This is a genomic window from Methylobacterium oryzisoli, assembly GCF_046557895.1.
Taxonomy (GTDB): Bacteria; Pseudomonadota; Alphaproteobacteria; order Rhizobiales; family Beijerinckiaceae; genus Methylobacterium; species Methylobacterium oryzisoli.
Genome location: NZ_JBKIBX010000010.1, coordinates 103,343 through 118,059 on the forward strand (window position 1 = coordinate 103,343; position 14,717 = coordinate 118,059).

At 68.0% G+C, this 14,717-nt stretch carries 12 protein-coding genes; 8 read left to right on the top strand and 4 right to left on the bottom strand.

The window, feature by feature from the left end:
- The first annotated feature begins 164 nt into the window (after nt 1-164).
- Nucleotides 165-2,120 (top strand): sensor histidine kinase, encoded by a 1,956-nt coding sequence (locus tag ACKUB9_RS12270; protein WP_407522270.1) that lies wholly within the window; start codon nt 165-167, stop codon nt 2,118-2,120.
- Nucleotides 2,121-2,126: 6 nt separating this feature from the next.
- On the opposite strand, the gene ACKUB9_RS12275 is transcribed toward ACKUB9_RS12270, so the two are convergent.
- The gene (locus tag ACKUB9_RS12275; protein WP_407522272.1) at nt 2,127-2,414 is read right to left on the bottom strand and encodes an MTH1187 family thiamine-binding protein; all 288 of its coding nucleotides are present in this window, start codon (nt 2,412-2,414) and stop codon (nt 2,127-2,129) included.
- Nucleotides 2,415-2,765: 351 nt separating this feature from the next.
- Here ACKUB9_RS12275 and ACKUB9_RS12280 point away from each other — a divergent pair, with 351 nt between their 5' ends.
- From ACKUB9_RS12280 to ACKUB9_RS12295, 4 genes are all read left to right on the top strand, one after another.
- Complete coding sequence (locus tag ACKUB9_RS12280) at nt 2,766-3,713, top strand: helix-turn-helix domain-containing protein (protein ID WP_407522274.1); 948 nt, start codon at nt 2,766-2,768, stop codon at nt 3,711-3,713.
- An 87-nt stretch (nt 3,714-3,800) separates the two neighbouring features.
- Nucleotides 3,801-5,303, top strand: a complete 1,503-nt coding sequence (locus tag ACKUB9_RS12285) for an aldehyde dehydrogenase family protein (RefSeq protein WP_407522277.1) — start codon at nt 3,801-3,803, stop codon at nt 5,301-5,303.
- A 96-nt stretch (nt 5,304-5,399) separates the two neighbouring features.
- Nucleotides 5,400-7,394 carry an alkyl/aryl-sulfatase gene (locus tag ACKUB9_RS12290; protein WP_407522279.1) on the top strand — a complete coding sequence of 665 codons (1,995 nt, stop codon included), beginning with the start codon at nt 5,400-5,402 and terminating at the stop codon, nt 7,392-7,394.
- A 114-nt stretch (nt 7,395-7,508) separates the two neighbouring features.
- Nucleotides 7,509-8,957: a sulfatase family protein gene (locus tag ACKUB9_RS12295; RefSeq protein ID WP_407522281.1), complete on the top strand. Its 1,449-nt coding sequence runs from the start codon at nt 7,509-7,511 to the stop codon at nt 8,955-8,957.
- A 20-nt stretch (nt 8,958-8,977) separates the two neighbouring features.
- Here the strand turns inward: ACKUB9_RS12295 and mobA are convergent, their stop codons facing one another.
- Both mobA and ACKUB9_RS12305 read right to left on the bottom strand, forming a co-directional pair.
- Entirely contained in the window at nt 8,978-9,610 is a 633-nt protein-coding gene (gene mobA / locus ACKUB9_RS12300; RefSeq protein WP_407522283.1) for a molybdenum cofactor guanylyltransferase MobA, read from the bottom strand.
- Nucleotides 9,607-10,752 carry an Mrp/NBP35 family ATP-binding protein gene (locus ACKUB9_RS12305; protein WP_407522285.1) on the bottom strand — a complete coding sequence of 382 codons (1,146 nt, stop codon included), beginning with the start codon at nt 10,750-10,752 and terminating at the stop codon, nt 9,607-9,609. Before ACKUB9_RS12305 ends, mobA begins: the two co-directional genes overlap by 4 nt.
- Nucleotides 10,753-10,986: 234 nt before the next feature.
- On the opposite strand from ACKUB9_RS12305, the gene ACKUB9_RS12310 reads away from it, so the two are divergent.
- A complete protein-coding gene (locus ACKUB9_RS12310) occupies nt 10,987-11,586 on the top strand; it encodes an RNA polymerase sigma factor (RefSeq protein ID WP_407522287.1) in 600 nt (199 codons plus the stop codon).
- Between the two features lie 157 nt (nt 11,587-11,743).
- A complete protein-coding gene (locus ACKUB9_RS12315; protein WP_410823422.1) occupies nt 11,744-13,600 on the top strand; it encodes a vWA domain-containing protein in 1,857 nt (618 codons plus the stop codon).
- A gap of 267 nt (nt 13,601-13,867) precedes the next feature.
- Here the strand turns inward: ACKUB9_RS12315 and ACKUB9_RS12320 are convergent, their stop codons facing one another.
- Entirely contained in the window at nt 13,868-14,155 is a 288-nt protein-coding gene (locus tag ACKUB9_RS12320; RefSeq protein WP_407522291.1) for a hypothetical protein, read from the bottom strand.
- A gap of 164 nt (nt 14,156-14,319) precedes the next feature.
- On the opposite strand from ACKUB9_RS12320, the gene ACKUB9_RS12325 reads away from it, so the two are divergent.
- Nucleotides 14,320-14,694: a VanZ family protein gene (locus ACKUB9_RS12325; protein WP_407522293.1), complete on the top strand. Its 375-nt coding sequence runs from the start codon at nt 14,320-14,322 to the stop codon at nt 14,692-14,694.
- Nucleotides 14,695-14,717: the final 23 nt, after the last annotated feature.

Sequence of the window (14,717 nt, forward strand, 5' to 3'; positions counted from 1 at the left end):
GGCCGTCCGGCGAACCGCCCGCCCTGCCGATTAGGGCGGCAGGCTTGCGCGGGGCTGAGGATCCGCGCCGCCCGGCTTTGACAAGCGGCGCGGCTCCCGGGACAAACGCAGCGGGCGAGACGGGGAAGACCCTGCGGATGAAGGGGCGGTATTTGCAGCGCACCATGCGGGCCTGGCCCATCCGCTGGCGCATCCTGGCGATCGCGGCGCTCAACTCCGCCCTGGCGGTCGTGCTCATCCTGCTGATCTGGGACGGGGCGCAGGTGCTCGCGCGGGCCTGGGCGGATCTGCGCCAGGTCCGGCAGACCGAGCGCTTCCTCGACCAGCTCGACCGCGACACCGAGCGGCTGCAGACCCTGATCCACCGCTACATCGGGCAGGCCCACCCCGACGTGCTCGCCCGCATCGGCGACCTGCGCGACACGCTGATCGGCCGGCTGCGCGTGCAGGCGCGGCTCGATCCCCTGATCGCCGCGCCGGCCGAGCGGCTGCGCGAGGTGACGGAGCGCTTCATCGACGGCTTCTCGGCCCTGCGCGACACCCGCGCGCGGATCTGGGACACCTACGAGACCGGCATGGCCCAGCCCGCCCGGGAGATGTCGGGCCTCTACGCGGTGATCGAGGGGTCGGGTGCCCAGCCCTCGCAGATCTGGCCGCCGCTGGCCAAATCGCGCGAATCCTTCCACGCGATGATGCTGGCCGCCAACGCCTTCCAGGTCGCCGCCTCGGCGGAGGCGGCCGACGAGATGCGCCGCGCCGCCGCGGCGATCCGCCGGACCGTCCCGGTGATGCTCGACCTCGCCGCGACCGAGGTGCAGCGCAAGGCCCTCACGGCCCTCGACGCGCGCGCCGACGCCTTCGGCCGCGGCGTCGACGCGCTCGCGGCCGAGGTCGCGACCCAGGCGCGCCTGCTGCGGGAGGAGATCGACGCCAATGCCGACGCGATGACCGGCGCGATCGAGGGCATGGCGACGCATGTGCGCGCGGTGGAGCACGCCGCCCAGGCCCGCTTCGACCGCACGCTGGAGGCCGCGGCCCTCAAGCTCGGCGGGGTGGCGCTCGCCTTCGTGATCCTGGTGGCGGTGGTCGGCACGGCGGTGTCGAAGAGCATCAGCGACCCGCTGCGGGGCCTGAGCGGCGCCATGCGGGGGATCGCGGCGGGCGATTACGACCGGCGCGTGCCGGGCGCCGAGATGCGCGACGAGATCGGCGACATGGCGGCGGCCGTGGAGGTGTTTCGCGCCAACGCCATCGCCCGGCTGCGGGCCGAGGAGGAGCTGCGCCGGGCCAAGGAGCAGGCGGAGGCGACCCTGCGCGACCTGCGCGAGGCGCAGGAGAGCCTGATCGAGGCGGAAAAGCTCGCGGCGCTGGGCGGCCTCGTCGCCGGGGTGGCGCACGAGGTCAACAACCCGGTGGGCATCAGCCTCACGGTCGCCTCGACGCTGAGCCAGCGCTGCGCGGCGGTGAGCGCGGACCTGGAGGCGGGGCAATTGCGCCGCTCCCAGCTCCTCGACTTCATCGCGGCCGTGCGCGAGGCGAGCAAGCAGCTCGTCGCCAACCTGCTGCGCGCGGGCGACCTCGTGGAATCCTTCAAGCAGGTCGCGGTGGACCGCAGCCAGGACAACCGGCGCCAGTTCGACCTCGGCCAGACCTGCGAGCAGATCGCCGCCAGCCTGCGCCCGGAGCTGCGCGGCGCCCGCGTGGCGCTCGACCTCGACCTCGCCCCCGGGATCGTGATGGACAGCTTTCCCGGGCCGCTCGGGCAGGTGCTCACCAACCTCTTCCTCAACGCCGTGCGCCACGGCTTCCGCGACCGCCAGGGGGGCAGCATCGTGCTCTCCACCGCGCCTTCGGGCGGCGACCGGGTCGTGATCACCGTCAGCGACGACGGGGTGGGGATGTCCGAGGAGGTGGCGCGGCGCGCCTTCGAGCCGTTCTTCACCACGCGGCGCGACAGCGGCGGCACCGGGCTCGGCCTGCACCTCGCCTTCAACATCGTCACCCACCAGCTCGGAGGCCGCATCACGCTCGCCTCCGCGCCGGGGGAGGGCAGCCGCTTCGTGCTGACCCTGCCGCTCGTCGCCCCCCTGGAGGCGGGCGCCCCGTCCCGCGCCGCCTGACGCCGCCTACTGCACGGCGCGCAGCTTGTCGGCCATCGCCTGCTCCTTGTCCCGGCGGGACGAGAAGGTCATGGTGAAGAAGACGCGCTGCACGCCGAGTTCGTGCAGGCGCGCCTCGCACGCCTCGGCGAGGCGGCAGATGTCGGCGAGCTCCCCCTCGATGTTGGTGCCGTTGGCATGCATCTCCGCGTTGAGCGGGCTCGCGTCGATGATCGCCTTGATCTCCTTCACGTAGGGCGAGACCGACGGGCCCACGCCCATCGGCACGATGCACAGGTCGGCGACGACTTTCATGGTTCCTCCCCGGCGCGCGAGCGGATTCGCGTCCTTCTGGAATGCGCGTGCATCCCGGCGGCCCGGACTGTCCGGCCAGAGGCACCGCCGCGCAAGGCCGTCGTCCATGGCGGAGGCTCTCGGCTCGGCCGATGCGGGCTGCCAGAGTCGCCCCGACCCCAAGATGCCGCCCATCGACCGCGTCGCCGCCCGGGGCATCGACGCACGGGCGGGCGCTCCTGCAACCGCCAAGCGACATCTCTTCCAGAGATAGGCCCGGGCTCGGCCTTCCGCCGTGAGAGGCGGATGCTTTCGCGGCTCGGTCCCCTCATGCTAATGGATCGGCCCGGGAGAGAAACCAGGAGGTGCGCCGTGGGCACCCCATTCGTCACCTCGATCGGAGGGGCAGGCATCGAAGGGTTCCGCACGCTCTGTACGGACGTATTCGGCCGCATCCGCCAGCGGTTTTTGGCTCAGGCCGGCTGCTACGCACAGCTCAGGACGAGCGTCCTCGGTGGCTGCCGCCTGTCTCGTTTCGAGGCAAGTGCGAATATCATATCGGGACGGCGGGTCTCAGCTCGGAGTTTCGATCCTGACGCTGTCAAGCTTATCGTTCAATTGGAAGGGCGCTCTACGCTGCGGCAAGGCGGTGTAAGTCGGGATCTCGGGTCTGGGGCTTCGGTTCTCTATGATCCAACTCGTGCTTACGCGGTCGCGAACATGACAGCAGTACGGCAAATCGTTGTTCAGATCGAGCGTAGCGCGTTCTCGCCGCGGGCTCTTCGCAGGCTCAGCCAACCCCGCTTGCTCAATGCGGGCACACGGGGCCTAACAGGCGTGGTGGAGACATATCTCGCAGCCGTCGATCGAGAACACGAAACACTTGCAGGCTCCGCGGAAGTCATCGTCGGCGGAGTGCTGGAGCGGCTTATCGCGGCTCTCGCCGAAGAGGGAGGAGATGCACCTCCGCAGACGTCACTCGACCTTCTGCTTGCGCGCATTAAAGCACATCTCGATAATCACATAGAAGGCGCTGTTTCCGTTGCAGATATCGCTCACCGCATGGGCTGCTCCGTTCGCTATGTTTATCGCGCCTTCGAGGCAGAAGGAACCACACCGGAACGCTACGTTCAGGAGATGCGCCTGTCCAAAGCCCGCGCAGGCCTTGTCGCAACCTCCCTGTCAATGTCAGAGATAGCTTTCACGACAGGTTTCAGCTCGGCTGCCCATTTCTCACGCCTTTTCAAACAGCGGTTCGGAATGACCCCGAGCGCATACCGCGCCGCGCATTTGTCCGACGCTGCACTTTCACTTGACTGACCCTGCCTGCAGCCGGATTGAGGCTGACGTCGGCCAGAAGGAGCGAGTAAGCCAGTCCCAGGGACGAAAACGACTCAGGGAACGCACATGTCCGCTCAGCCAGACTCAGCTGTTGGCAATGCAACGTTGGCTTTCCTGGCCGAGCCACACAATGCATACATTGGCGGTAAGTTCACAGCCACCAGCACGGCAGACTATTTCACCGTCGAGGACCCATCCAACGGCCGGATTATCGCCCAACTGCCCGAATGCGATGCGACTATCGTCGATGCTGCGGTCACGGCCGCACGACGGGCGCTAGAGGGCCCCTGGGCGCGCATTCGACCAGCCGACCGTGAAAAGATGCTCCTCGACCTCGCTGCCGCAGTCGAGCGTGATGCGGATCTGCTGGCCGAGGTCGTCAGCTTGGAAAGCGGCAAGTCGGTCACAGTGGCTCGCAACGTCGAGATTGCCGGGTGCATCGATTGGCTGCGATACTATGCAGGCTGGGCCACGAAGATCGAGGGTTCGACGCTCGCAACATCGATCCCGGTTCCTCCCGGCAGCCGCCACTTCGCCATGACGGTACGCGAACCTGTGGGCGTCGTCGGTGCGATCGTACCTTGGAATTTTCCACTTCTCATCGCGGTTTGGAAGCTTGCACCGGCACTTGCGTGCGGCTGCACAATCATCATCAAACCCGCAGAAGAAACCCCTCTATCCTTGCTTCGATTCGCTCGCCTTGTCGATGAAATCGGAATTCCCAGCGGCGTCGTCAACATCGTGACTGGAAGGGGCGGGACGACGGGATCGGCCCTCGTCAATCATCCCGGTATCGACAAACTGACCTTTACTGGCTCGACCGAGGTCGGCAAGCTCGTCGGCCACGCTGCCGTCGATCGCATGGCGCGGTTCACCCTCGAACTCGGCGGAAAATCGCCAATGATCGTCTTCGCGGATGCCGACGAGAATTCGGCACCGCTGATGGCGGGGCTTGGCATGTTCTTCAACAGCGGGCAAGTTTGCACCTCGGCGTCACGCCTTCTGATCGAACGTTCGGTTTTTGAACGGACCCTCGGCTCGATTGCCGCTGTGACCGATGCACTGACACTCGGTTCCGGACGAGAGGCCTCAGCACAGGTCCAACCCCTGCTGTCCGGGCGCCATCGCGAGCGAGTGACAAACTTCATCGATCGCGCCGTCAGGGACGGCGGCGTGCGCGTGGCCGGAACGCGGCCGGTTCCGGACGAGGGCTTCTACGTAGCCCCGACCATCTTCCGAGGCTTGGCACCTGAGGCCGAGCTGGTCCGTGAGGAAGTGTTCGGACCCGTGGTGGTGGCCATCCCATTCGACGACGCCGACGAAGCAATCCGCTTGGCTAACGACACGCGATACGGCCTGGCCGCTTCGGTTTGGACCAACGATCTCTCGAGGGCGCTATCCGTCTCCACCGCCCTGAAGGCCGGAACTGTTTGGATTAATACACATAATACGTTGGATGTGAACGTTCCCTTCGGAGGATACAAGCAATCGGGCATTGGCAAGGAGCATGGGCGCGCCGCTTTGGATGCATATCTTGAGAACAAGACCATCATCATGCGATATACATAACATCGCGCCATGAGAAATTCCGTGCCTTTTAGCGCTTCATCGTATTCGCGCTATTCTTCACGGCACGAACTAAAATTTTCATTGTGGAGGAACACCGTGCCATACTCGACCGTGACCCGCCGTGCCGCCCCGCTCGCCCTCGCGCTGGCGCTGTCCGGCCACGCCGCTCAGGCACAGACTCGCATGCCGAGCAACGCGGAAGCTGCCACGAAGCAGTCGAATGCCTCCCTCTTCCAGCAGCTGCCATTCCACGATGAGAGCAGCTTCGAGGAAGCGCGTCGGGGCTTCGTTGCGGCTCCACAAGAAGTTCTCGTCAAAGCACCGGACGGTCGTGTCATTTATAGTAGCAAAATCTTCGATTTTACCGCATCGCCCACCGCTCCTGATTCTGTCAATCCGAGCTTATGGCGTCTTTCAAGGCTGAATGCGATTTTTGGCCTGTTTAAAGTCACGGATAAAATCTATCAAATCCGCGGCTTTGATTTGGCCAACATGACTGTGATTGAAGGAGACACGGGACTTATCATTATTGACACATTGTTCACGGCTGAAGCGGCGCGCAACGCCATCGAGTTCTACTTCAGTCAGCGGCCTCGGAAACCCATTCACACGATCATCTATACGCATAGCCACCCCGATCACTATGGCGGCGTTCGCGGGCTGGTTTCCGAGGACGACGTGAAATCGGGCAAGGTGAAGATCATCGCTCCGCGAGATTTTCTTGAGCCAGCTGTCAGCGAAAACATCCTCGCCGGGAACGCACAGGCGCGACGCCTGCAGTATCAGTTCGGATTCTTTTTGCCGCGCAACGAGAAAGGTCTTGTTGATAGCGGCCTCGGCAAAGATCTCTCACGCAGCGTCATCACACTTATTCCGCCCACCGACTCGATCGTTCAGCCTTTCGAGCACCGAGTGATCGATGGCGTTGAAATTGACTTCATGCTCACGCCGGGTACGGAAGCACCCGCAGAAATGATCATGTATTTTCCGCAGTTCAAAGTCTTGGACATGGCTGAGATCGCCACTCAGCTTCTTCATAATGTTTATACGCTGAGAGGCGCTGAAATTCGGGATAGCAATATTTGGGCCAAGAATCTCAATACGGCCCTTCAGGCCTACGGCGACAAGGCGGAGGTCTTGATTGCTTCACATACCTGGCCGGTCTGGAGCAGCCCACGCATCAAGAATTTTCTGTCGAAGCAGAGGGATCTTTACAAATTCATCCATGATCAGTCAGTGCGTCTGCTGAACCAGGGCTACGTCGGAACGGAAATCGCGGAGCGCCTCAGGCTTCCGAAATCCCTGTCTGGGGAATGGTTTGCACGCGGCTACTATGGGACGCTCAGCCATAACGTACGAGGCGTTTACCAGAAGTATCTCGGATTTTACAGCTCCAACCCAGCCGAACTCAACCCTCTGCCGCCGACTGCCACTGCAAAGAAGTACGTCGAGTATATGGGCGGCGCTGAAGCAGTCATCAGACGAGCACGCGAAGAGTACGCCAATGGCGAATACCGTTGGGTAGCTCAGGTGATGAACCAGGTCGTTTATGCCGATCCTGCGAATCAGGACGCGAAAGATCTGGAAGCATCAGCTCTCGAACAGCTTGCCTACCAAAGCGAGTCAGCCATTTGGCGAAATGAATACCTTGCCGGTGCGTATGAGTTGCGCAACGGGCGAGCACACCCCCCTGCGGTTCGGGTCGGCAGCCCTGATACCATCAAGGCGCTCACGACCGACATGATCTTCGATTATCTGGCCGTCCGTCTCAATGGCGAACGCGCCGAGGGAAAGAAAATTGCCCTCAACTGGAAATTTACCGACACTTCGCAAAATTATGCCTTGAATCTTGAGAACTCCGCGCTTACGTACACAGCCAACAAGCTTATGAACGAAGCCGACGCCACTCTTATTCTATCTCGTCAACTACTCAATGCCGTCCTGCTCCGTGAAACAAGTATCGATCAAGCCGTCAAGGCAGGCCAGATCAAGATCGAGGGCAACGGAGAGAAGCTTACAGAATTGCTGAGCCTCTTCGACGAGCCCGAATTGATGTTCGGTATCGTCACACCGGATCGGGGACCAACTTGAGCAGTAGTGTTCTATCTGACATCGAAACGGATAAGCCAGATATTGCGCTCGGCGCATCGGTGCGGAACACCGGTGTCGCTGCGCACTGACGATGGACAGGGAGGAGGCCGTACGATGGTGGGGTACAAAGATGTCACGCGCAGGCGCGTGCTGGGCAGCGCGGTCGCCGGGGCAGCAGCGTCGGCGCTTGCCGGACGCCGGGAGGCACGGGCGGCCGGTCCGCCCAACATCGTGTTCATCATGGCGGACGACCTCGGCTACGCCGATGTGGGCTGCTACGGTCGCCCCGACCTCAGGACGCCGCACATCGACCGCATCGCCGCCCGGGGCATTCGGTTCACGCAGGGCTACGCCAACTCGGCGGTCTGCTCGGCCACCCGCACGGCCCTGATCACCGGCCGCTACCAGTATCGGCTGCCGCTGGGGCTGGAGGAGCCGATCACGACGCGCTTCACCGGCGGGCTCCCCACCGATCACCCGACCCTGCCGGGCCTGCTGCGCCGGGCGGGCTACGGGACCACGCTCGTCGGCAAGTGGCACCTCGGCGCCGTGGCCGAGTTCGGGCCGCTGCAGCGGGGCTACGACACCTTCTGGGGCTTTCGCGGCGGCACGATCGATTATTTCAGCCACCGCGGCACCGACGACAAGCCGGACCTCTGGGACGGCGACGTGCGGATCGAGGAGGTCGGCTACGCCACCCACCTTCTCGGGCGGCGGGCGGTGGAGACGATCGGGACGATGGTGCGCGCCGGGCGCCCGTTCTTCCTGAGCCTGCACTTCAACGCGCCGCACTGGCCGTGGGAGACGCCCGAGGACGAGGCCGAATCGCGGCGCATCGCCGGGAGCAACCTGCGCCATTTCGACGGCGGCACCCGGGCCATCTACCACCGCATCATCGCCGAGATGGACACCCAGATCGGCCGCGTGCTCGACGCCCTGGATTCGCACGGCATCGCCCAGGACACGATCGTGGTGTTCACGAGCGACAACGGCGGCGAGCGTTTTTCCGACACGTGGCCCTTCAGCGGGCGCAAGACCGAGTTGCTGGAGGGCGGCCTGCGCATCCCCACGATCGTGTCGTGGCCGCGGCGGCTGCCGGCGGGCGTGGTCTCGGCCCAGCCGATGATCACGATGGACTGGCTGCCGACCCTGCTTGCCGCCGCGGGCGCGAGTCCCGATCCGGCCTACCCGTCGGACGGTCTCGACCTCCTGCCGATCCTCACCGGGGAAGCGCCGGAGCGTCCGCGCAGCTTCTTCTGGCGCTACCGGGCCAATGCCCAGGCGGCGATGCGCGAGGGCGACCTCAAGTACCTCAAGATCCGCGACAACACCTTCCTGTTCGACGTCGCCGCCGATCCGCTGGAGCGGGCCAACCTGAAGACGCGCCGGCCGGAGGATTTCGCCCGGCTGGAGGCGTCCTGGCGCGCCTGGAACGCCACCATGCTGCCGGAGAAACCCGACAGCTTCACCGAGAGCTACACCGGCGCGCAACTCGCCGACCATTTCGGCGTGCAGGGACCGGCGCCGCGTCCGGTCACGACGGCCGGGGAGGCTCCGCGCTGAGGGCAGAGCCCGGCTCGGGATCAGGGCGCCTCCCGTCCCAGCAAGCCCTCGGCGAGCGCCACGTCCTCCGGCGTGTTGAGGTTGAGGAAGGGATCCAGCGGCCGGTCCGGCCATTCCGCCTCGGCGGCGCCCTGGCGGGCGATCCATTGGCCGACCCGGCGCAGGCCCTCGCCGACGAGGGCCGCCCGCAGGTCCTCCCGCAGGTCCACCGGCCAGAGGCCGTCGACGTAGTGGGCGCGCCCGCCCGAGGCCGCGACGGCGAGCCGGGTGCCGGCAGCCGCGCGCGCGGCGTGCAGCCGGGCCACGAAGTCGGGGGGCAGGAAGGGCGTGTCGCCCGCCACGCTCGCCACGAAGGCGACGTCCGGGCGATGCGCCGCCGCATGGTCGAGGGCGGCGAGCACGCCCGCGAGCGGACCCGGAGTCTCGGCCACCGAATCCGGCACGACCGGGCCGTCGAAGAATGCCGCGAAGCGCGCGGGATCGCCGTTGGCGTTGAGGATCAGCCCGGCCGCGCATTGCGGGCGCAGGCGCTCCGCCACCCGCTCCAGCAGGGTGCGCCCGCCGAGCCGCAGCAGGGGCTTGTCGCCGCCGCCCATCCGGCGCGACAGGCCGCCCGCCAGGATCACCCCGAGGGTCGGCGGGGCCGGGCTCACTCGATGACGATCCGGGGCGCCGCGCGGCCGGGCGAGCCGCCCGACAGGTTGTCCCAGAGCCGGCCGGCGATCTCGCGGTAGAGGGCGGCCTGCGGGCCGTCGGGATCCACCGCCACCACCGGACGCCCGGCATCGGAGGTCTCGCGGATCGTCATGGTCAGCGGCACCTCGCCGAGGAACGGCACGCCCAGGCGCTCCGCCTCGTGGCGGGCGCCGCCATGCCCGAAGATGTCGGAGGCAGTGCCGCAATGCGGGCAGATGAAGGTCGCCATGTTCTCGACGATGCCGAGGATCGGCACCTCGACGCGCTTGAACATCGCGACGCCCCGGCGCGCATCGATGAGCGCGAGATCCTGCGGCGTCGAGACGATCACCGCGCCCGCGAGCGGCGTCGCCTGCGCGAGGGTGAGCTGCGCGTCGCCGGTGCCGGGGGGCATGTCGACGATCAGCACGTCGAGTTCGCCCCAGACGACATCGCGCAGAAGTTGCGTCAGGGCCGACTGCACCATCGGCCCGCGCCAGATCATGGCGGTGTCCGCTTGGATCAGGAAGCCGATCGACATCACCGGCATGCCGTAGCCGTCGAGCGGCACGATGCGCTGGCCCTGGGGCGTGGTCACGGTCTCGGGCTTGCGGTCGAGGCCGAAGAGTTTCGGCACCGAGGGGCCGTAGATGTCGGCGTCGAGCAGCCCGACCTTGAGCCCCCGCGCCTTGAGGGCGAGCGCGAGGTTGCAGGCGGTGGTGGACTTGCCGACGCCGCCCTTGCCGGAGGCCACCGCCACGATGTGGCGCACGCCCGGCAGCGCCGGGCCGGGCCGCGGTCCCGCGCCGGGTGCCCCGCCGGGTCCGGCACCCGGTGCCGCGTGGCGGTGCGCCGCCGCCGGGGCGGGGCCGCGCTCGGCCGTGAGGCTCGCCAGCGCGCTCTTGACCCCGCCGATCTTCAGCACCGCCATCTCGGCCGCCTGGCGCACCGCCTCGAACGCCTTGGCCTCGGACGGCTCGATCGCGATCGAGAACATCACCCGGTTCGCCGGATCGACCACGATCTCGGACAGGCGTCCGGTCTGCGGCAGCGGCGTGCCCTCCCGGCCCACCGTCACGCCCGACAGCGCCCTCAGCACGTCCTCACGGGTGATCGCCACGGCCCGGTACTCCTCACGCGGGCGCGGGAGGCGCCCTCGACCGTCATGTAAACCGCTCCCGTCGAAACGCCAGCGCGGCCGGTGCGCGGGCGAACACCGGAGGGTCTCGGGATGCGCGAGAAAATCGTCCAAGCTTTCGCCGCCGGGCCGCGTCCGAAGGGCTGAGCATCCTTCGCCGCGGACCGGCGGTGAGGGATGCCGACGCCGCGGCAGGGGGCCGCCGGGATCGACCGCATGCGGGACAATGCCATGCCGCTCCGCGACCTGCCGCCGGATTCCGCACCGGCGACGGATCCGCCCGACCCCGATGCCGGCCTCGTCGCCCGGGCGGTGGCGGGCGAGCGGGCGGCCTTCGAGGCGCTGCTGCGGCGCCACTACGACCGCATGCACCGGATCGCGTGGCGCCTCACCGGCACGCGCGACGACGCCGAGGACATCGTGCAGGAGGTCTGCTGCGCCCTCGTCGAGCGGATCCGCGGATTCCGGGGCGAGGCGAAGTTTTCGACGTGGCTGTTCGGCATCGTGGTCAATGCCTGCCACGACCATCACCGCCGCGGGGCGCGCCTGTCGCGGCTGCGCGGCGGGCTCGCGGTGCTGGTCGGCCTCGCGCGACCGCCGGACGGGCGCGATCTCTACCGGCGCACGTGGCTCGCGAGCGCGCTTGCCAGCCTCGACCCGGCCCTGCGCGAGACGGTCGTGCTCGTGGTCGGCGAGGGGCTGACCCACGCCGAGGCGGGGGCCGCCCTCGGGGTTGCCGAATCCACCATCTCCTGGCGCCTGCACGAAGCGCGGCGCCTGCTCAAGCCCTCCGGAAACGACCGACATGGCGCCTGATTTCGAACTCCCCGCCGCGCCCGAGCCCTCGCCCGAGGCCCGCGAGAGAGCCGTCCGGACCGCCCTCGCGCGGTTCGAGGCGCAGGACGGCAAGGGCCAAGGATCCGCGGCCGCCCGGCGTCCCACGGAGCGTCACGCTTCACGATGGACGCCGCTCATGCCCCGCACCCGCACCGCTCTGGCCGCCGCCCTCACCGCCGCCGTCGCCCTGCCCGCCGCCTGGACCATCCTGGCCGAGCGGGATGCCCGCCCGCCCGCACCGGTCGGGGTCACGCACGATGCGCCGCCGCCGGTTCCCCCGGCGGCGACCGCGCCGGAGGAGGCGCCCGTCACGCCCGCCATCACCGCCGCGCCCGTCGCACCAGCCGCGCCCGCGCGCGAACGGTTCGAGTCCGGCCTCCAGCCGATGTCAGAACTCGCGGCCCCGCCGCCGCCGCTCGCATTTGCACCGGCGCCGGCGCGTCCGCCGGCCGGGACGAATGCCGCCCGGTCGCGCTCGCTCGGCGTCGCCGAGAGCCGGCTCGCGCAGCCCGCCCGGCCCGAGCCGGCGCCAGCCCCGGAGCCGATCGGGCGCGACCGCTTCGCGAACGGCCCGGAAAACGCCTTCCGGGCGGTGCGCGCGGCGCCGGTCTCGACCTTCTCGATCGACGTCGACACCGCCTCCTACGGCGTCGTGCGCGCCGCGCTCGCCCGCAACGTGCTGCCGCCCAAGGCCGCCGTGCGCACCGAGGAGCTGATCAACTACTTCCCCTACGCGTACGAGGGGCCGGCGAGCGCCGCCGAGCCGTTCCGGGTGACGACCGCGCTGTTTCCGAGCCCCTGGGCGGAGGGGCGCCAGCTCCTGCACGTCGGCATCAAGGGCTACGCGGTCCAGCCGGCGGAGCGGCCGAAGGCCAACCTCGTCTTCCTCGTCGACACCTCGGGTTCCATGAGCCCGCCGAACCGGCTGCCCCTGGTCAAGCAGGCGCTGGCGATGCTGCTCACGCGGCTCGACGCGCGCGACCGGATCGCGATCGTCGCCTATGCGGGGCAGGCCGGCACCGTGCTCGAACCCACCCCCGCGAGCGAGCGGGCCCGGATCCTCGCCGCCATCGAGGGCCTGACGGCGGGCGGCAGCACGGCGGGCGGGGAGGGGATCCGGCAGGCCTACGCGCTGGCGCAGGCCAATTTCGACCCGCAGGCCGTCAACCGGGTGATGCTCGCCACGGACGGCGACTTCAACGTCGGCATCACCGATCAGGAGGAGCTGAAGGGCTTCGTCGAGCGCGAGCGGCAGAAGGGCATCTTCCTGTCCGTCCTCGGCTTCGGCATGGGCAACCTCAACGACGCGCTGATGCAGGCGCTGGCCCAGAACGGCAACGGGGCGGCCGCCCACATCGACACCGCGAACGAGGCCCGCAAGGTGCTGGTCGAGGAGGCGACGGCGACCCTGATCCCGATCGCCAAGGACGTGAAGATCCAGGTCGAGTTCAACCCGGCCGCCGTGGCCGAGTACCGCCTGATCGGCTACGAGACCCGGCTCCTCGACCGGGAGGACTTCGCCAACGACACGGTCGACGCGGGCGAGGTCGGCTCCGGCCAGACCGTCACGGCGCTCTACGAGATCGTGCCGGCGGGCGGGCCGCGGTTGCTCGGCGACCTGCGCTACGGCGAGCGGCCCGGCCAAGCCGCCCAGGAGGCTACCCAGGAGGCCGCCAGGGAAATCGCCCACGTGGCGATCCGCTACAAGCGGCCGGATTCCGACACGAGCGCGCTCCTCGACACGGTGGTGGACCGCACCCGCGCGGCCGCGCGCCTGGAGGATGCGCCGCAGGAGGCGCGCTTCGCCGCCGCGGTGGCGGGCTTCGGAGAGATCCTGCGCGGCGGGCGCCACACCGGGCGCTTCACCCTCGACGACGTCCTGCGGCTCGCGCTGTCGGCCCGCGGCGAGGACCCTTACGGCTACCGGTCGGAGTTCCTGCAACTCGTGCGCGCCGCCAAGACCGCGCAGGCGCTTTCGCCACAGCCGCGCTGAAGCGCGACCATTCACCACGATGGTTCACGTCCAGTGAACCAAAAGGCGTCCACCGTCTTTATTCGTGCCGGGGCGCACATCGTCCCGGCCACGCCCGGTCTATCTCACAGACATCCACAGGGTCATCAAGGTTCACGAACAGAGGCAGCCATGCGCGAGCGCATCGAGGACATCGGTTTCATCTCCAAACTCACCTTCCTGGCGGTGCTCGGCAGCGTCCTGACGCATCTGTTCGGCTGAGGCCGAAGCCGGTTCGACCGGAACCGGTCAGGCGTCGTGGCGGGCGCCGTCCGCGTAGAGCATGTGCCGGAAGGCGCTGCGGACGTGGGCGTCCGCCGGCTCCTCCCAGATCACTGGCCCGGTATTCGCCGCCTCGGCGAGCTGCTGGGCCGCGAAGGCGGCGCCGGCTCGGCCCGTCATCAATTCCTCCACGGTGTCGAGGAGCAGGTCCACCTGCTCGCCGTCGAGGAGCTTCGCCTTCCGCAGCGTGCGCAGGAGCTGCGTCGTGAGCGCTTCGAGGGCGCACAGCCGGTCCTGAAGTTCGAGGATCTGCATCGGGCGAGGTCCATCCGCGGCGTGAGGCCGGAACGCCACCCGAGCACGGCGTCTCGCAAGGCCCCGCAAACGAATCCGTTCAAAATCGAGTGATCCCGCCGCGCTCTGGACATCCGCCGCGATCCGGCCGATGGACCCGGGGATCCCCGTCCGCTGGAGCAGGCATGTCCCGAACGGTCCTGATGCTGCGCAAGGCCGCGCTCGCCGCCGGCGGCGCCTGCCTGCTCGCCGTCATCTGGCTCTCTTGGATTCCCAAGGAGTGGGAGGTCCGCACCAGCCTCGCCGGGCAGATCGAGCACGTCGTGGCCTATGCGGGCACGGCGGCGGTCCTGGCGCTCGGGCTGCCGCGCCTGTCCGCCTGGCACCTCTTCGTCGCCCTGGTGGCGCTCGCGGGGGTGCTGGAGATCGGCCAGCGCTGGATCCCGGGGCGGACCGCGCAGGCCATCGACTTCGCGGCGAGCAGCCTGGGCGCCGGCCTCGGCACGCTGGCGGGAATCGTGGTGCTGCGGGTCCTGCTGCGCCGCGATCGCACGTCCTGATTGTCACTCCCGATCACACCCCC